Origin of the sequence: Nonomuraea sp. ZG12 (genome assembly GCF_052068115.1) — a bacterium.
Classification (GTDB): Bacteria; Actinomycetota; Actinomycetes; order Streptosporangiales; family Streptosporangiaceae; genus Nonomuraea.
In genome coordinates this window covers 448395-466092 of sequence record NZ_JBQHCW010000003.1, presented here as the reverse complement: position 1 = coordinate 466092, position 17698 = coordinate 448395, and the positions used below count along the sequence as shown (strand labels likewise).

14 protein-coding genes are annotated in these 17698 nt (G+C 69.5%); 5 read left to right on the top strand and 9 right to left on the bottom strand.

Features of this window, described 5'->3' with window-relative positions:
- Nucleotides 1-7: 7 nt before the first annotated feature.
- Nucleotides 8-1639 carry an alpha/beta hydrolase gene (locus ACTMTF_RS14005; RefSeq protein WP_441110977.1) on the bottom strand — a complete coding sequence of 544 codons (1632 nt, stop codon included), beginning with the start codon at nucleotides 1637-1639 and terminating at the stop codon, nucleotides 8-10.
- A 367-nt stretch (nucleotides 1640-2006) separates the two neighbouring features.
- On the opposite strand from ACTMTF_RS14005, the gene ACTMTF_RS14000 reads away from it, so the two are divergent.
- Together ACTMTF_RS14000 and ACTMTF_RS13995 are read left to right on the top strand one after the other, a co-directional pair.
- Nucleotides 2007-2756, top strand: coding sequence for a MerR family transcriptional regulator (locus ACTMTF_RS14000; protein ID WP_441110976.1), 750 nt, complete (start codon nucleotides 2007-2009; stop codon nucleotides 2754-2756).
- Nucleotides 2753-3382, top strand: a complete 630-nt coding sequence (locus ACTMTF_RS13995; protein ID WP_441110975.1) for a hypothetical protein — start codon at nucleotides 2753-2755, stop codon at nucleotides 3380-3382. The genes ACTMTF_RS14000 and ACTMTF_RS13995 overlap by 4 nt, the downstream gene beginning before the upstream one ends.
- A 57-nt stretch (nucleotides 3383-3439) precedes the next feature.
- On the opposite strand, the gene ACTMTF_RS13990 is transcribed toward ACTMTF_RS13995, so the two are convergent.
- Complete coding sequence (locus tag ACTMTF_RS13990) at nucleotides 3440-5956, bottom strand: glycoside hydrolase family 9 protein (RefSeq protein ID WP_441110974.1); 2517 nt, start codon at nucleotides 5954-5956, stop codon at nucleotides 3440-3442.
- 216 nt (nucleotides 5957-6172) lie between these two features.
- On the opposite strand from ACTMTF_RS13990, the gene ACTMTF_RS13985 reads away from it, so the two are divergent.
- Nucleotides 6173-8392 (top strand): NACHT domain-containing protein, encoded by a 2220-nt coding sequence (locus tag ACTMTF_RS13985; protein WP_441110973.1) that lies wholly within the window; start codon nucleotides 6173-6175, stop codon nucleotides 8390-8392.
- 7 nt (nucleotides 8393-8399) lie between these two features.
- On the opposite strand, the gene ACTMTF_RS13980 is transcribed toward ACTMTF_RS13985, so the two are convergent.
- Together ACTMTF_RS13980 and ACTMTF_RS13975 are read right to left on the bottom strand one after the other, a co-directional pair.
- Nucleotides 8400-9551 (bottom strand): macrolide family glycosyltransferase, encoded by a 1152-nt coding sequence (locus ACTMTF_RS13980; RefSeq protein ID WP_441111034.1) that lies wholly within the window; start codon nucleotides 9549-9551, stop codon nucleotides 8400-8402.
- A gap of 123 nt (nucleotides 9552-9674) precedes the next feature.
- Nucleotides 9675-10175 carry a nucleotide triphosphate diphosphatase NUDT15 gene (locus tag ACTMTF_RS13975; protein WP_441110972.1) on the bottom strand — a complete coding sequence of 167 codons (501 nt, stop codon included), beginning with the start codon at nucleotides 10173-10175 and terminating at the stop codon, nucleotides 9675-9677.
- A gap of 91 nt (nucleotides 10176-10266) precedes the next feature.
- On the opposite strand from ACTMTF_RS13975, the gene ACTMTF_RS13970 reads away from it, so the two are divergent.
- Nucleotides 10267-11988, top strand: coding sequence for a hypothetical protein (locus ACTMTF_RS13970; protein ID WP_441110971.1), 1722 nt, complete (start codon nucleotides 10267-10269; stop codon nucleotides 11986-11988).
- 5 nt (nucleotides 11989-11993) lie between these two features.
- Here the strand turns inward: ACTMTF_RS13970 and ACTMTF_RS13965 are convergent, their stop codons facing one another.
- Together ACTMTF_RS13965 and ACTMTF_RS13960 are read right to left on the bottom strand one after the other, a co-directional pair.
- Nucleotides 11994-12194 carry a hypothetical protein gene (locus ACTMTF_RS13965; RefSeq protein ID WP_441110970.1) on the bottom strand — a complete coding sequence of 67 codons (201 nt, stop codon included), beginning with the start codon at nucleotides 12192-12194 and terminating at the stop codon, nucleotides 11994-11996.
- Complete coding sequence (locus ACTMTF_RS13960) at nucleotides 12164-12694, bottom strand: ATP-binding protein (protein ID WP_441110969.1); 531 nt, start codon at nucleotides 12692-12694, stop codon at nucleotides 12164-12166. The genes ACTMTF_RS13965 and ACTMTF_RS13960 overlap by 31 nt, the downstream gene beginning before the upstream one ends.
- A gap of 69 nt (nucleotides 12695-12763) precedes the next feature.
- Here ACTMTF_RS13960 and ACTMTF_RS13955 point away from each other — a divergent pair, with 69 nt between their 5' ends.
- Nucleotides 12764-14527: a hypothetical protein gene (locus ACTMTF_RS13955; protein ID WP_441110968.1), complete on the top strand. Its 1764-nt coding sequence runs from the start codon at nucleotides 12764-12766 to the stop codon at nucleotides 14525-14527.
- A gap of 32 nt (nucleotides 14528-14559) precedes the next feature.
- Here ACTMTF_RS13955 and ACTMTF_RS13950 read toward each other — a convergent pair whose 3' ends face one another.
- From ACTMTF_RS13950 to ACTMTF_RS13940, 3 genes are all read right to left on the bottom strand, one after another.
- Entirely contained in the window at nucleotides 14560-15231 is a 672-nt protein-coding gene (locus ACTMTF_RS13950) for a DUF4276 family protein (protein WP_441110967.1), read from the bottom strand.
- Nucleotides 15232-15236: 5 nt separating this feature from the next.
- Nucleotides 15237-16340 (bottom strand): AAA family ATPase, encoded by a 1104-nt coding sequence (locus tag ACTMTF_RS13945; protein WP_441110966.1) that lies wholly within the window; start codon nucleotides 16338-16340, stop codon nucleotides 15237-15239.
- 131 nt (nucleotides 16341-16471) lie between these two features.
- Complete coding sequence (locus tag ACTMTF_RS13940; protein WP_441110965.1) at nucleotides 16472-17695, bottom strand: acyl-CoA dehydrogenase family protein; 1224 nt, start codon at nucleotides 17693-17695, stop codon at nucleotides 16472-16474.
- Nucleotides 17696-17698 lie beyond the last annotated feature (3 nt).

Sequence of the window (17698 nt, the reverse complement as noted above, 5' to 3'; positions counted from 1 at the left end):
TGCAGCTCTACAGCGGTCCCGCGGACATGATGGAGGGCAGGACAGGGGAGCGAGCGGTGGTATCGGATGGTGACGGGGCCGGGCAGAAGCGGTCCCGTCCGGGCAGTGCGCCGGTGGCCAGGAAGGTGTGCATCGCCTCGTCGGCGCAGCTGCCCAGCCCCACGACGCCGTGGCCACCCTGGTCGACCGTGATCATGGTGGCCCGCCGGCCGAGTGCGGCGCGCAGGCCGCGTGCGCTCACCAGGGGAGTGGCCGGATCGCGGGTGTTCTGCAGAATCAGTACGTTGCGCGGTCCGTGGCCCGTGACCGTCACCGGCGGTTCCACAGGCAGGGTGGGCCAGGCTACGCATGGCCAGAGGTTCGATGGCATGCCGGCCGTCGCGGGCCACGCCCGCTGGTCGGCGGCGACCTGCCGGGCGTGCAACGCCACGTCGCGTGGCCAGGCGACGTCATCGCAGACCACCGCGTAGAGAGCGGCGAAGACGTTGTCCGCCGGTACCTCCGCCGCCACGGCGCCACCGGCGGACAGCAGCCGGTTCAGTCGCGCGAGGATGTCGGTGTCCATGGTGTCGATGGTTTCCGCGGCGGGTTCGGACAGGACGTCCGCCAGCCCCTGCCAGGCTTCGGCCAGGATCGGAAAGGCATCGTCGTGGTAGAGAAACCCCCGAGTGACCTCGCGCAGCATGTTGCCGTCGACCTCCGGGCCGTCCGGGTTCGGCAGGGGCCGCTCGTCCAGGGCCGCGGTCAGCCGGTCGTATGTGCGCCCCACCTCCTCCGGTGTCGCGCCGAGGTGGTAGAGGGAGTCCCGCTCGGCGGCGAAGCGGAGGAAGTCGGGCAGCCGCGTCGCGACCGCCTCGTTCCAGGTCCGCCACAGGTCCCGCCACACCAGGCCCGGATCGACGGCGCTGTCCAGCACGATCCGATCGCCGCGCTTCGGGAACAGCGAGATGTAGACGGCTCCCAGGTAGGTGCCGTAGGAGATGCCGAAGTAGGACAGTTTCGGCTCACCGAGCGCGGCTCGGATGCGGTCCATGTCCCGGGCCGTGTTGGCCGTGGTGATGAACGGGAGCAGATCGCCGGAGTGCTCGGCACATGCGGCCGCGGTGTCCCGTGCGAAGGTGAGGTTGCGTTCGATGCCGCCGTCCGGGGCCGGGTAGGGCATCAGCAGCGTGGTCAGCCGCGTGGGGTCGAGCCCACAGGTGACGGGGGTGCTGTGGCCGACCCCTCGCGGATCGAAGCCGATCAGGTCGTACCGCTCCAGGACCTCGGCCGGCAGTCTGGCCGCCAGCCGGCTGGGCATGTCAAGGCCGCTTCTACCCGGGCCGCCCGGGTTGGACAGCAGGATCCCGCGGCGTGACCCGGGTTGCGCTGTGCCGATCCGGGAGATCGCGATCTCGATGCTCCGCCCGCGTGGGGCGCGGTAGTCCAGCGGCACCCGCAGAGTCCCGCACCGCTGGCGTGGATGGCGCGAGACACCGGGTTCCGCCGGCGGGCACTCGCCCCAGACCGGAGCTTCGGCCACGGCCGGTTCCGGTGCGCCGATCCGAGGTCCGGCCGGTGTCGGCGCGCCCGCCGCCACGGTGGCCATCATCGCCGCGGCGATGAACAGCGTCAGCCTTGATCGCGAACTTAATCGCACCTGTACCTCCATGTGAAAGGGCAGATGTTTCTCAATGCCAGAGAAGAAGGGACTGCCGGACGCTTCGCGGATCTCCTCGCTTCATTCCTGACGCGGGCGGGCGAAAGGGTACGGTGATCGCTCGCGCTCATCAGGCATCGGGACGAGTCGGTCCATCTCGTTGTCGTCCACACCGCCACTATGGGCTCTCAAGCAACGTGAGACTCAAGCCCCCGTCCGCCACCGCCGCGCAGAGCCCCGGCTCGGACCTCGGCCAGGACACGCTCCGCTCGACTCTTTTCTCCGTCCCGGCTCGTCCGCACCCTGGTCCCGCTGGTGAAGCTCGGCAGGTTGACCTTGACGTAGCGGCAACGTTTCTAATGGGGGCATGCGGATCGGCGAGCTCGCCGCGCTGGCCGGGGTGTCGACCCGGACCGTGCGGCACTACCACCACCTGAGGCTGCTGCCCGAGCCTGCGCGGCTGGCCAACGGCTATCGCGAGTATCGGCTGCGCGATGCCGTGCTGCTCGCGCGGGTGCGGCGGCTGGCCGAGCTGGGGCTGTCACTGGACGAGATCCGTGACGTGCTGGCCGACGACCGGGGCAAGGACCTGCGTGAGGTGCTGGTCGAGCTGGACGCCGACCTGGCGCGGCAGCAGGAGGAGATCGGCGCGCGCCGGGCCAGGCTGGCGGGGCTGCTGGCCGAGCCGGATCTGAGCGCGGACGCGGCGGTTTCTGCTGACATGGCCGCGGTGCTGCGCGATCTGACCGGCGGAGGGTCGAGGTTCGCCGAGATGGACAGGCAGATGCTCACCCTGATGGGCACCGCCGCCGAGGCGAGCGAGCGCGATCGGGTGGTCGACCTGCTGCGGCCGCTGGCCGAGCCCGAGGCGGTGGCGCGCGGGCACGAGCTGTACGAGCGGCTGGACGAGCTCACCGACGCCGATCCGGCGGACCCCAGGGTCGCCGAGGTCGCCGCGGACCTGGCCGCTCACCTTCCCGAGGAGTTGGTCAAGGGGGTGCTCGGCAACCTGCCCGAGGACGGGGCGCCGTGGATGGCGGCCATGAACGAGGAGCTGTCGCCCGCCCAGGCCGAGGTGTTCAGGCTGATGGTGGCCGTACTGAAGGAGAAGATGTGAGGCTCGCCAGGGTGCCCGAGGTGGTGCGCAGGATCGCCGCCTTCGATGTGAAGGGCATACGGAGCGTCGGCCTGTGGGTGCTGCGCCGCCGCGACGGCGTGCCGCCGGGCGCGACCGAGGTGACCTACTCGCGGGCGCAGTCCACGACGATGGTGATCATGCTGGCGATGATGGCCGTCGAGACGGTGGCGGTGGATCTGCTGCTGCAGGCGATGGACGTCGTCGGCTGGCTGCGCGTGCTGGTGCTGGTGCTGGACGTGTACGGGGTGCTCATCGGGCTCGCGGTCGTGGCCGCGTGCGTCACCCGGCCGCACGTCGTGACCGCCGGGGAGCTGCGCGTCCGGTACGGCGCGTTCCTGGACGTACGCATCCCGCGTGAGCTGATCTCCTCCGTGCGGGTGGTGCGCAGCTACAACGAGTCGGGGCTGATCAGCGTGGCGGACGACCGGCTGACCGTGGCGGTGTCGTCGCAGGTGAACGTGGTGGTGCAGCTGTCGGAGCCGATCACGATCGTGCGCCCGATGGGCCGGACCGCCGAGGTCGGCGTGGTCCGCTTCTTCGCCGACGTTCCCGCCGTGGTGCAGTCGGCCCTGCTGCCCAGTAAGGCCCGCGATCCGCTCGGTTAGACGTCGGGCGACAGCCGGAGCGCCCGCCCCCTGAAGGGCGGGCGCTCCGGTCAGGTGTCAGCCGCAGCGGCCTCCGTTCAGGTGGAAGACCTCGGGGGCCGTCCCCGGCGCGCCCGCGCCGGTGAAGCCGAACGTCACCGTACGGCCCGGCTTGATCGTACGGTTCCAGCTCAGGTTCTCGGCCTTCACCACCGGGCCCGACTGGGAGACCTTCGCGCCCCAGGCGTCGCGGATCCGCTGGGTGTTGGGGAAGGCCCAGCGCAGGCTCCAGCCGTCGATCGCCTTCTTTCCGGTGTTCTTGATCGAGACCTGGCCGGTGTAGCCCTGCGGCCACGAGCCGTGCGCGGTGTAACGGACCTCGCAGGACCCGTGCCCGCCCCGGTCGGCCAGGAAGGACGAGATCCAGGCCAGCGGCGAGTTCCAGTTGATCGTCAGCTCGTTGGTGGCCCAGGACTCGATGTGGTCGATGTAGCAGAACTGCGGCTCGCAGCCCTGCAGCAGCCGCTGCGCGATCGGGTCCTGGATGGCCGAGTTGGGGCCGCCGGACAGGGTGCCGCGCGGCGGGTGGGGCAGCTCGGGGTTGAGCTGGCGGGCGTACCACCGGCTGTGCTGGTTCTGGCTGGCGACCTCGCCGTAGCCGGTGACGTAGGACTGGTTGAGCGCGTTGCGGCCGAGGATGTAGTCCATGCCCTCCCGTACGGCCGCGCGGTACTTCTCCTCGCCGGTCGTGTCGTACGCGGTGGCCAGGACGACCATGTTGTTCAGGACCAGGTTGTTGGAGCCCCAGTCGTAGTCCGGCGGGTCATACGGGATCCCGTACGGGTGCGCCTGAAGGACGGCGAGATACTTGTCGGCGCCCTCGGCCACCGACGCGCGCACGCGATCGCGATCCGGCAGGGCGTTGGGCACGGTCGCCAGGTCCAGGCGGCCGAGCTGGGCGGTGTTGCCCCAGTCGAAGCCGCGCTGGCGCCAGATGTCGCCGGTGTGGTGCGGCGAGGCGAGCACGTAGTCCTCGAATTCTTGCTCGCCCGTGGTGAGGAACAGCTCGGCCGCGGCCCAGTAGAACTCGTCGGTGACGTCGCCGTCGGAGTAGGCGCCGCCGCCCACGCCGTCGTTGGGGTCGGCGTAGCGGGCGGGGTTCGCCTTCGCGGCTGCCCAGGCGCGGCGCGCGGCCTGGAGGTTCGTGGCGGCGAAGCCGGCGTCGTACGGCGCGTACAGCCGGGCGGCCTGGGCGGCGGTTGCGGCCAGGTTCAGGGTGGCGGCGGTGGACGGCGGGTGCAGCTCGCGGGGCTGTGGGTCCAGGTGCGGCAGCAGCGGCAGCCCGGTCCAGGCGGCGTCGTGGATCTTGTGGTGGGCCATGCCGGCGAGCGCCTCGCCCTCCGGGACCTGCATGCTCAGCAGGAACTCCTGCTCCCAGCGGGCCTCGTCCAGCACGTCGGGCACGCCGTTGTCGCTCTCCGGGATGCCCAGCGCGCCATCGGCGAAGGCGGCCCGGTCGCGCTCGTACAGCGCCATCAGCTGGTGGACCGAGATGCCGCCGTTGACCACGTACTTGCCGTGATCGCCCGCGTCGTACCAGCCGCCACGGACGTCCAACGTGTAGTCGCAGACGCCGGGCTGGCAGGGGACGCTCGTGTCGCCCTGGTTGGGCGGCGCGCCCAGGTGGCCGGCGGGCCTGGCGTAACCAGGTCTGAGCGCGTCCTGGATCTCGATGCCGCTGCGCTGGGTGTAGTAGAACTTCAGCGCGTCCACCCGCAGCTCGTCGTACAGGTCGGCGGCGATGTCGAACGGGCGGCTGGTCTCGCCGTCGGCCACGAGGGTGTAACCGGTGCCCGGTTCGCGGTAGGAGCCGAAGTCGATCGTCTGGACGTTCTGCCCGGAGCTGGCGTCCACGCCTGCCGGCTCGGTCTTCCCCTTGGCGACGGTCGTGCCGCTCGCGTTCTTGAGCTGCCACTCCAGTACGGCGGTCTCGTCGGTGACCACCGTCGCGTTCTTGGGGCCGGTGGGGAGGTAGCCGACCATGTTGACGCGCACGCGCGGGCCGGTGTCGGGCTCGTACTCCTCGGGCTCCGCGCCGCCCTTGAGCGACACGTCGTCCATGCAGAACCGCCAGGGCTCGGCGCTGCCGCCCAGCTGGAAGGCGACCTGGGCGTTGGGCAGGGTGACGGGGGAGGTGAAGGTGTAGGAGTAGGCGTTGCCCGACACGCTCAGCTCGGGACTGGCCGACAGGTACTGCGTGTACGGATCGACGGGGAGCTGGATGAGGGCCCTGCCGACCTTGGCCGGGGTGGCCGAGGCGGAGAACGCGTAGCCGTAGGTCTCGCCCTCGACCAGGGGCAGGTCGTTCTGGCCGATGATGGCGTCCCACGGGTTGATCGTGCCGCCGGGGATGTCGGCGCACAGGCGGCCGTCGTCCACTTCGAGCGTCAGGTTGCCGGTGCTCCACCAGGGGGCGGTTCCGGTGTCGAAGGTGCCGTTCACGATCTGCTCCGGGCCCTCGTCCGCGTGGGCCGGGGCGGGGGTCAGGGCGATCATCAGGAGAAGGGCCGCTGCTGCGGCCAGGCGTCCGGTCATGGGGGTCCTCGGGGGGTTGGGAGCGCTCCCAGGATCCTCCGGTCCCTGAGGTGTGCCGTCAATGAGCCCGTGCCACGTCGCCGGCGGTCGTGGGCGCGGGCCTGGACAGGTGTCTGGGCTATGGGATGAAACTTTCACGGGCGAGCGCGGGTATCACATTCCGGCGACAATGTTCATACCGCCTTCTGGGCGCAGGATGATCGCGAAGATGGATACATGGCGAGGAACGGCGCTTCTTGGCGGTACGTGCTGGGCTGGTGGGCTGGGATCGCCGGGCTGGCCGCGGTGCTGGCTCTGGTGGGGATCGCGCTGTTCAGCAAAGGGGGCCTGCAGACTGCGGCGAACATCGCCCAGGTCGTGGGCATTCCGCTGCTCTTCCCGACGCTGCTGGTGCCGTTGCTGCTGTGGCGGCGCCGGGCAGTTTCCGCAAGGGCCGTCACGTCGGCGGATGTGGCACAGGCCAAGGACATTCTCGCGGGCCTCGTGGCCGAGCAATGGCGTGTGGAGGCGAACCTGCGTTCGCTGGACGACCCTGACCCGATGCCGGTGCGCTGGCGTACGACCCGCGACAAGAAGGTGATCGACCACCCGGCCAACCTCACCCCCGCCTCGGGACGGTTGAGCGTTTCGAGCAGCGACATCGCGGGCCTGACGGCGCAGTTCCGGGCCATGCGGCGCCGCCGCCTGGTGGTGCTCGGCGGACCCGGCACCGGCAAGACCACCCTGGCCGTGCAGCTGCTACGCGACCTGCTGGCCACCCGTGACCAGCACCCCGACGAGCCGGTACCCGTCCTGATGTCGGTGGCCGACTGGGACACCGACGTTCATCCCGATCTGCGCGACTGGCTGGCCGTCCGGCTCGCTCAGGACTACCCCGCGCTACGCGCGCCGAGCCTGGGCCCCGGCATGCCGGTGACCCTCGCCGCACGAGGCCACATCCTGCCGGTCCTGGACGGCTTGGACGAAATGCCCCCGCCTGCCCAGGCTGCCGTCATCACCGCACTCAACCGCTCCCTCGGCGACGGCCAGCTCATCATGGCCAGCCGCACCACCGAATACGCCACCGCCACCGCCGACGCCGGCGACGTGCTCACCTCCGCCCTGGTCATCGAACCTCAGCCTCTTACGGGTGCCGCCGCCGCCACCTACCTCGAACGCTGCCTGCCCCCGCAGCCGGGACCGGCATGGCGGCAGATCCTGGCCGACCTGCGCGCCGCTTCAAGCCGGCGGGTGAGGCCGACGGCCGCGATGGCTGAGACCGCCGCCACGCCCCTGGGCCTGTGGCTGCTGCGCACCGTCTACATCACCTCCCGCGCCGACCCCGCTCCGCTCATGGACCGGGACCGCTTCCCCGGCCCAGCGGCCCTGCGCGCTCACCTGCTCGACCAGCTGATTCCCGCACTCATCGCGGCCCGCCGGCCCAGCGACGACCCCGCCGACCTGTTCCGGCCCCGCCGCGGCCACCACCCCGACCAAGTCCGGCGGTGGCTGGCCTACCTCGCCCACGCCATGTCCCACCCAGCCGTCGAAAGCGAGCCCACCCGCGACTTCGCCTGGTGGCGCCTGGCCCACATGACCCGCAGTTTCACCGTCGCCACTCGCTTGGTGTTCGTGCTCGTGGCCGGGTTTGTGGCCGTGCTTGTGGTCGGGCTTGTGGCCGTCCTCGCGTTCGTCGTGCTCTCGGTTGTGCTCGTCGAGGGTGGGTTCGCGGTCAGGCTCGCATACGGGTTCGCGCTCGGGCTTGAGATCGGGCTCCCGGTCGGGCTTGCGGCCGGGCTCTTGACCGGGCTCTTGAGCGTGTTCTCGTCGAGGAAATGGTCTACGGAGGAACCGGCGTTCGCCGACCTTCGCCTGCGTGGCCGAGGGACCGTACTAGTCCGGATGTTCGCGGTCTGGCTCGTGGTCGTGGTCATGATCGTAGTCGCGGCCGAGCTTTCGACGGTGTTACCGAACGAGCTCCTGGCCGTGGTCACGGTCGTGGTCCCGGTCGGGCTCGCAATCGGGCTCATAGCCGGGCTCACGAAGCGGGTCGAAGTTCCGGCCAGAGCGGAGCGACCGATGACACCGGTGACGAGCTGGCGTGCCGACCGTGCCCTACATCTTTTGCGAGTCCCTGTGTTGGGGCTCGGGCCTGGGCTCGCATACGGGGTCGCGATCGGGCTCACGGGCCCGCCCGAGGAAGGGCTCGTGTTCGGGCTCCTGGCCTGGGTCGTGAGCGGGCTCGTGGCCGGGTTCGCATTCGGCCGTCACCATGCGTGGCTCGCGTACCTGATAGCCACCTACCGGCTGGCATGGGCCGGGCACCTTCCCCGCAAGCTGATGCCGTTCCTGGACGACGCGCACCGGCTGGGACTGCTACGTGCGGTCGGCCCGCATTACCAATTCCGACACGCCGACCTCCATGACCACCTCGCCGACACGTACCGACCCCGGTGAACCGGGCTCAGTCAGCGATCACGGCCTCCAGAAGGTCGGCGGCGCGGGTGGTGCCGCCTTCGGCCCGTGCCTCGGCGCGCAGTCGCGCCGAGCGGCGGGCAACCTCGGGGTCGGCGGTGAGCTCCAGCAGGGCTGACCGCAGCGCCTCCGGGGTCGCGTCGGCGGTGTCGATACGACGGGCTACCCCCAGCTCGACCAGCCGGTCCGCGTTCATGAACTGGTCGACGCCCTGCGGCACGGCGATCATCGGAACGCCGGTGGACAGGCCCTCGCTGCTGCCGCCCATCCCCGCGTGCGTCACGAACGCGTCCGCCTGCTCCAGGATCGCGAGCTGCGGCACCCAGGAGTGCACCTCGACGTTGGCCGGGACGCCGCCCAACTCCTCCACCGAGGTGTGCTTGCCGATCTGCAGCACCACATGCCAGCCGGGCAGCTCGCCGAAGGCGGCCAGGCAGTTGCGGTAAAACTCCGGCTGCCGGGTGTAGGCCGAGCCGAGCGAGATCAGCAGCACGTTCGCCGCGTCGGCCGGGCGGGTCCAGCCGCCCTGGTCGGTCCGGGGGCCGAAGCACGGGCCGACGAACGTCACCACGTCCGGATCCACCTGGTCGGCGTGCGGCTGCATGGCTCGGGGGATCGTGGCCAGGCAGCGCGGGGGATGACCGGAGAAGCTCTCCATGTCCGTGGTCGTCGCCCCGGCCTGGACGAGCCACTCGGCGAACCTCGCCCGGTACGCCGAGGCGCCCGGCAGCTCCCACAACTGCGCGGCGACCTCGTCCTCGTAGCCCTTCCAGGCCACCATCGACGGTGAGAGCTGCACCACGGGCCTGCCCTGCGACTCGGCCAGGGCGCGGCCCGCGTACCCGCCGATGTCGTACAGGTAGAGGTCGGCGGGGTCGTCGTCGTAGACGGCTCGCAGCGCTGCGTACCGCTGGATGTTGTCGTCGAGGAAGACGCTCATCGCGGCGATCGGGTCGTCCGGCCAGTCGTGGTCGGTGACGGGCAGCGTGGAGGTGTACGGGACCAGCTCGGCGCCGGTGGCCGTGATCACGTCCGCCACCAGCGGGTCGTTGGCGTACGTCACCCGGTGGCCGCGCGCCACGAGCTCCCGGATGATCTCCAGGCTGGGCAGGATGTGGCTGATGGCGGGGATGCCGACCATCGCGATATGGGACACGGCGGATCACTCGTTTCTGGTCTGCGGGGTGCTGCGATTTTAGCCCGCGCGCCGGAACCTCCTGATCGCCCACGCCAGGCCCGCCATCGGTTTCCGAGCTGCCTTGCCCTACGTGACGGGCGGCGCGGACGATTCGTTCACCCGGTAGCGGGTCGCCGGTGCCGCCTCCAGCACCTGGGCGGTGGCGGGGAACAGCGGCGCGGGCAGCTGATCCGGGGCGAACCACCGCCATGACCGGAACACCTCCGGCTCGGTCACGCGTGGCCGACCGGACTCGATCGTGTCCGGTACGGCCTGCGGGTCGCTGTCCAGCGGTTCGGTTGTGTGGGGTACGGTCTGCGGCCTGGTGTGCATGGCCACCGCCGCGGTGACGCGCACGACGCCGCCTGGGTGGTCGACGATCACCGCCGTGACCCGGGGCGGGCCGGCGTCCCCGATGCCGGTCTCCTCCTCCAGTTCGCGTACGGCGGCGGCCTCGAAGGTCTCGCCCGGCTCCACCGCGCCGCCAGGCAGGCACCAGGACGGCTCCTCACCGGCCTTGATCCGCTCGCCCAGCAGGATCCGCCCCTGCGGGTCCGTCAGCACGACCCCCACCCCGACGATCCCCATCCGACCTCCTCCGTACGGCGCTCGCGCCAGTGTAGGACTTGATCTTCGCTAGGGTTGGGCGCCCCCTGCCGGAAATGCGAGGAAGTGACCGATGCGCAGCTACAGGTTCGGCCGGGTCGCCGCCGTGGTATCCGGGGGATTCGTCGCCGCGGTCATCGTGTTGGCGGTCGTCACCGTGGTGACCGATGACGTCGGTTACCTCTGGCTCCCCAGCGGTGTTTTCGGCCATGGTCCCGGTGGGTGGGCGACGATGCTGCCGATGGTGGCGCTGGGGATGTTGCAGGGCTGGGGGCTGTGGCAGATCCTGCGCGGGCGGTCCATGAGCGGGAAGGCCGAGCCGGCCAGGGACGCTCGCCTCTTGCGGGTGGTCCTGTACACGTCGCTGATCTTCGAGTTCGTCCCCTCACCGTGGTGGGTCGACATCCTGGAGGACGCCCTGTGGGTGGCTCTGGTGGTGTTGTTCTACCGGGTGCTCAACCGGGCCTCCAGGGTGGTGCGAACGGTCGCGCTGGTGGCGGGGGTGTACGTTCCGGTGGCCGGGCTCACGTACATGGTGCTCGATGTCGGTTACCTTCGGCTGCTCGGGTTGCCGTGGTTCGTCTGGATGGTGTTGACGCTGGCCGCCCAGGCGAGGGACGGCAGGTGGAGCCGGGTCACGGTGTGGTCGGGAGCGTTGCTGGCAGCGGACTTCTTCTTGCCGGTGACTGTTTCCACCCTCGTCCCGGAAGGTCTTGCCACCTTCTACTGGTTTTCGATCGGTAACCAGGTGTTCGACGTGTTCGGGTTGGTATGGCTGGCCCGTACCGCGCACGAACTCGGGAGCCGTCGGGAGGAGTCGGCGCCCGGACGCGGGCACGGCCCTCGCGGACCGTTACGGGCGGCGCTCGCCTGTACGGTCACGATCGCGGTGCTCGTCCTCGTCCCGGTGTCGGACCACGCGCCAGGGCCCGTCACCACGGCGAGAGCCTGCGAGCGGGCGGAAGAAGACCGGCGGTGGAACGCGCGTCCGCCGATCACCGGTGGGCGGGCGTTCGTGTGCGAAGTGCGCACATCAGGCAAGCCGTCGTTCGCGCAGGGCATGCCGGACGGCCTGCTGATCGTCTACGGGCACCGCCTGTGCGGCGTCTACACCCGCGCCGACCCGCGTGAGCTGGCCGGGCTCCGCGAGAGCGACGGTCTCGACCCGGCGGACCTGGCGACCCTCCTGGCGGGCATCTGCCCTCGCGCCGCCGCCACGCTGAAGGCGGCGGCCGACGCCGAGCAGCGCGAGTTGCTGGCCTGGGAGGCGGCGCAGCAGCGTAAATGCGCCAAGGTGCCCCGCCACCGCCCCCTGATCAAGCCCGTGAAGGCGACGGTGGTGAAGAGTCCCATCTGGCCGGAGTTGCCCCTTGAGGCGTACGAAGAGGGAGCGGAGGACGACCCCTTCGAAGACGACCTGATGGAACGCGCGCAGGAGAACGACCTGGTCGTCTCGGCCCCCGGCCACCTCATCGTCTTCGCCAGCACCTCACTCCGCTCCTGCGTCACCGTCGAGACGTACGCCCGCCGCCCGCCGATGGAGACCAAGGGCTGGGCACACGTCGTCGAGGTCGGTTACCAGAGCCCGGACGGCAGCATCGTCCTGAGCGACGGGCTGGGCAGCGCCCCGCTCCCGGACCTCGCCGCCCACGGCAAAGGCCACTACCGGATCCGCGTCCACGTGAGCCAGATCCCCTGGAAGGGGGACGAACAGGGAGCCTGGCGGCTGCTCATCATGTCCTACCCGGGCCCCGGCGACCACGTCGTCGACCACCGCCCCGGCCGGACCCCCTGATCTGTTCAGCCGTCCTCTGCGTAGTCCGCGAATACCTCGTCGAAGATCCGCCGGGCCTGGTCCTGCTCCTTCTTCGAGATCGGCCCCTTGCGGCGCTCGTAATCCGCCAGGTATTCGTCCAGGATCCGGCCGCGTAGCTCGCGCTCGACCGCAGCGAGCGCTACTGGCGACTCGATCAGCCGCCGGGCTGGACCATCCGCGCCCACACCCGGTGCCCTATCTCCTCGTCGCCTTCGTAGCCGAACTGGTCGGCGAGTGCGGCGACGATGGCCAGGCCCCGGCCGTGCTCCGCGTCGATCCCGAAGAGCCTGCCGAAACGGGGGACGCCGCCCCGGCCGTAGTCGTAGACGCCGATGGTGGTCGTGGCTGTCGTGCGGGAGATCTCGACGATGAAGGTTCCGTTGGAGCGGCCGCTGGTGGTGTGCCGAACGGCGTTCGCGGCGAGTTCGCCGGTGATCAGTTCGGCGTCGTGCCGGTGGTCGGATTCGGCCAGGAGGTAGCGGGTGAAGTGGCGGGCGTACGGGATCTGGTCGAGGGTGCCGGGGAAGGTGCGTCGCCAGGTCAGGCCGCCGGGGTGCAGGTCGATCATCGCGTCGATGTGTTCGCGGAGGACCGAGCCGGATGGGCCGGTGCTCGGGTCCTGTTCGCGCTGCAGGGGAATGTGCGGGCGAGCGCGTACGGCCGCCGGTTCGGTGATGTCGGGCACGGGGACCTCTCGTGAACGCATAAGGGGGTTCGGTCGGTCGCCACTACGTTGCCCGGTCCGGCGTGCCGGGTGGACCGCCACCGCATCCTCCAGGACCACCCCGGTGGCATCGGCGCCGACCTGCGCGCGCCTGCCGCATCCATGATCGGTGCCCCGCTGCGGCCCGGATCGACCACCCAACCCTTCGCACGCAATGTGACTATTCCTTTACGATCGGTAGCCGAAGTGGAGGTGGTCCGGATGTCCGGAGAAGGCTGCCGAGTACTGCTCCGAGCTCGCTCGTGGAGTCAGCACCTGCGAGGGAAGGGCTTCACCTGGGATCAGATCGCCGATGTGCTCGCCCTCACCCACCAGGTGAGCCCGTTGCGGCTTCATCGGCTGGCGCACGGCCGCACCGCCGCCGATGTCGTGTCCATGGTCAACGACGCCGACCCGGCGGGCACCGCCGCACTGCGCGACTCGCGACTGTACGACTATGAGGGGTGGCCGGAAGCGGGCCGCCGCCCGCCCGCCCGCGTGCTGGCCGTACTGGCTGAGATCTACGAAACCACGGCCCGGAGCCTGCTGTCTGAGGCGGTCGTGGGTTCTTACGAGACTGCTGACCGTGTCCTGCTCGATGACGCGGACTTCCGCCATCTGGACGCCAACCAGCCCACACCGCCCAATCGGGACAGTCGTGTCACCACCAAGACGGATGCAGACCGTACGTCTGCGGGCAGGACGGCAGTGGACGCGGCGTCATGCATGCGGTTGCTGCGTGCCATCGACGTCGAGGAGGCCGACGTGAAGCGACGCGAACTGCTCTTCGAGCTGGCTCTGGTGTTCGGCGGAAGCCGTGCACTCGATCTGCTGCGGGTCCTCACCCCGGAGGAGGAGGAACGCCTGGCCGGGGTGCTGCGCAACACCTGGCGGACGGACGAGGCCACGGTACGGACCTTCGAGAAGATGACGTTGCACGCGCGGCAGTCCGACGACGTGTCCGGCCCCGCGACCCTGCTGTCCGTTATCCATGGACAGCGGACGGCGGTCGGAAGGCTCCTCGCATGCGAGTCGATGCTGCCGACCCTACGAGACCGGCTCCTCGACACGTATACGCAACTGTCACAGCTGGCCGGCTTTCTCACTTATGACCTACGCGATTACGCGGCTGCCGAGCAGCCTCTGCGCGACGGCTTGCACTCGGCACTAGACCTCGGCGATCCGACGTTGATCGCCTACATGCACTACTGGCTCGGCCGGGTGGCCGCTGACCAGGACCGGATCGCCTCGGTCCTCGACCATGCCTACGCCGTTCGGAGCTGGGCCGCCCGATCTCCGGACAAACTGCTGGCCCCGCTACACGAAACGCTGTTCTCACTCTCCTACGCCGCCGAGGGCAATGCGGCGGCGAGTGCTCGCGCGCATGAAAGCGCGCTTGTCTCGGCAGGGGCGCCGAAGGACAACGAACGCGAGTTCTTGTACTGGGTCTCGCCGGCGGTGGTGAAATCCCGGAGAACCGCCTTGCTGGTCCGGCTGAATCAGCCTGGCCAGGTCATAAAGACGGCCGAGCACCATTTGGCTGGGATAGACCCGAAGTTCAAGAGGCGTCGGGGAATGATGCTGGCCCGATATGCCCACGCCTTGGCGCAGGCGAAGGAGGTCCCCGAGGCCACCGCCAAACTCACGGAGGCCGCCCACATCACCAGGCAGCACAGCTCGGCCCGGCTCGCCGACGAGATCGACCAGGCACGAGCCCGACTGGAGCCCTGGGCGACCACCACGTACGTTCGCCGGCTGGACGAGACTCTACGATCCTGCGGCCTCACCTCGACGGGGCCAGAAACCAGGGCTTGAACCGGCGGCTCCACCCGATGCGGGTCGCCCTGTCACCGCTGCCTCATGAGACCTGTATTGACGGCGGTGAACCAGGCGTCGGCATGGGGACAGCCTTTTCTGATGGCGTCGATGCCGATCTCGGCGATGACGAGTGGGCCGTCGGACGTCTTGCGGTAGCGCGGATAGAGGCGCAGGAGTCGCTTGGAGGGGGCCGTATCGGCTCCGTCGTTGACAAGTTCGGCTCCCTGGGCGTCGGTCACGATCGCTTGGGCGGCATGGGAGAGCGCGGCATCCCCGGTGAGCTCGCCCAGGGCCTCATGGCCGAGGATCACCCATGCTTCGATCTCGTGGAGAACCAGGTGGGGTAGGAAGCGGGGATCCCCGATGGCTTGGCCCATGGCGCGCTCGACATGGGCCACCCGATCGTACGGAGAACCGGGTGGGCGTGTCGTCATTCCGGGAGTGTCGGCGGGGAGCCCGTAGTAGTCCAGCAGGGTCGTCAGCGTGGTGATGGATGAGTCACGCAGGAGCAGTCGGATCTCCGTGGCGAGCTTGCCCCAGGTGGACAACCCTCCCTTGTAGGAAGTGCCACCTGCCGGGCGTTTGGTTGTGAGGATGGATCGGGTGACGAAAACGTCGGCGCATTGCAGGTAAGGGGTGATGACCTCGCGGGCGACGGTCTCTTCGGTTTGTCCTTCACACAAGATGTGGAGTCTGCGCATCGGGGTCACCGAGACTCGGCTTGCGGCCTGCCGCCGAGCAGGTTCTTCTCCCATAGTTCGCCCAACGAGTAGTCCGTCAGCCAGTCGCGCAGCCGTTCGGGGTCGGGGCGGTCGAAGACCGAGGCGCCTTCGGCGCGTTCGACGACGATGAGGTCGTCGAGTTCGAACTGGTTCATCAGCGTGACCGACTGGGTGGCGATGAGCACCTGGCTGTCGTGGGCGGCGGCGCGCAGCATGTCGGCGAGTTGCACGATGGCGTAGGGGTGCAGGCCGAGCTCGGGCTCGTCGAGGACGACGAGGTTGGGCAGGTCGGGCAGGCTGAGCAGCGTGGTCAGACAGATGAATCGCAAGGTTCCGTCCGACAGAGCGTCGGCGGGGAAGACCACATCGGAGCCTTCCTGCTGCCAGCGGAGCCGCAGCCGCCCGTTCTCGTCGGCGAGTACGAAGTCCCGGAAGAACGGGGTGACCTGCTGAATCGTGCGTACGATGCGCCGGTAGGAGGCGGTGTCACTTCGCTGCAGGCGCAGCAGGACGGCGGCCAGGTTTCCCGCGTCGGGGTGGAGCGCGAGATTGTCGGAGGCGTATCCGGTCTGCTTGACGGGGGCGTTGGGACCGGTGTCGTGGAAGTGGAACACCCGGCAGCCGCGCAACATCTCCACCACATGCCCGGCCACGGAGGCCTGTCCACGCTTGTCGATCTCCTCCAGCAGCCGGGTTTCCCGGTGTCCTCGCCCCAGGGAAGCATCGTACGGCTCGGCATGGTTTCTGCCGCGGAATCGGATGCGTTCCTCTCCAAAGATCAGCTCGTCGCCGGCCGCGGGGAGGAGCGTCGCTTCGTACTCGTTGGGTGCGAAGTCCAGCCGCAGCGCGATCCGCGCGTCGCCCTTGGGACCGCCGTGCAGCAGAGCGGAGGCCCCGCCGGCCTGGCCGACGAAGAGGTTGAGCTCCCCGTCGACGATGCGGCCCAGCAGGGCGAGGGCGGAGATGAAGTTGCTCTTGCCCGCGCCGTTGGCACCGACCAGGACGTTGAGGTCACGCAACTCGACCTGGGCCGAGCGGATCGAGGTGTATCCCTCGACCGTGATCGACTGAAGTCTGCGGCGCGTCATGAGGCCAGCTTAGATCGGGACGGCCTTGCTCGATCACCGGAATCGGCGTCCCGGCTGTACCGGCCGAACCACCTCACCGCAGGAGACCGCGTCGGCCAGGAAGGCGAAGACCAAAGGCGGCGTTGATCGCGTCAGAGGGGGAGGCCTCCGGTGGCGGCGTTGGTGGAGCCGGTGGCCCGGTAGGCGGCTATGGTGCGCTCCGCGATGCGCATCTGGTGGATCTCGTCGGCGCCGTCGGCGAAGCGGGCCCAGCGGGCGTGTTGCATCATGTTCGCCAGTGGTGTGTCCGTGGAGTAGCCGAGGGCGCCGTGCACCTGGATGGCGCGGTCGATGATGCGGTTGAGGCTGTTCGCCACGAAGTGTTTGGCCATGGAGACCTCGGTGCGGAAGTCCTCGCCTTTGTCGATCTTGGAGGCGGCGTGCAGGACCATGAGTTTGCACTGGTAGAGCTCCATGGCGGAGTCGGCGATGAGCCACTGGACGCCCTGTTTCTCCGCCAGCAGTGAGCCGTGGCTGTAGCGGTTCAGGGCGCGGTCGACCATCATGTCCAGGGCCGTCTCCGCCTGTGAGATCCAGCGCATGCAGTGGGCCAGGCGGGCCGGGCCGAGACGATACTGGCCGAGCCGGTGACCGTTGCCCCGGCCGCCGAGGATCTGGCCGTCGGGGACGCGCAGGTCGGTGATGACGATCTCGCTGTGGCCGGTCGAGCCGTGCATGGTCTCGACCTCGCGGACGTCGTTCCAGCCCTCCTGCGGCAGGTCGATGAGGAAGGCGGTGTTCGCGCCCCGGGCGCCCTCCGGCACGTCGAGCTCGGTCCTGGCGATGAGGATGGCGAAACTGGCGCGGCGGGCGTTGGAGATGAACCACTTGTGGCCGTTGATCACCCACTCGTCGCCGTCCTGTACGGCCTGGGTGCGGATGAGGGTGGGGTCGGATCCGGCCACCTCCGGCTCGGTCATCGCGAAGCAGGACATTTTCACACCGTCCAGCAGGGGGCGCAGGTAGCGCTCCTTCTGCTCGTCGGTCGCCCAGTGCAGCAGGGTGTGCATGTTGCCCTCGTCGGGAGCGCTGCAGTTGAGCACCCAGGGGCCGAGCCGGGTCTTGGCCGCCTCCGACTGCACCATGGCCAGCTCCACATGGCCCAGGCCCATGCCGCCCCACTCCTTGGGCATGTGCGGCAGCCACAGTCCCTCGGCCTTGGCCTGCTCGCGGAGTGCGAAGATGCCGCGCAGGTAGCCGTCGCGGTCGCGCTCGCTCAGCTCCGCGCTCGCCGGGATCACGACCTCGTGGATGAAGGTACGGACCCGCTTGCGGATCTCCTCATGCTCGGGCGCAAGGGTGAAATCTATGGCCATAAA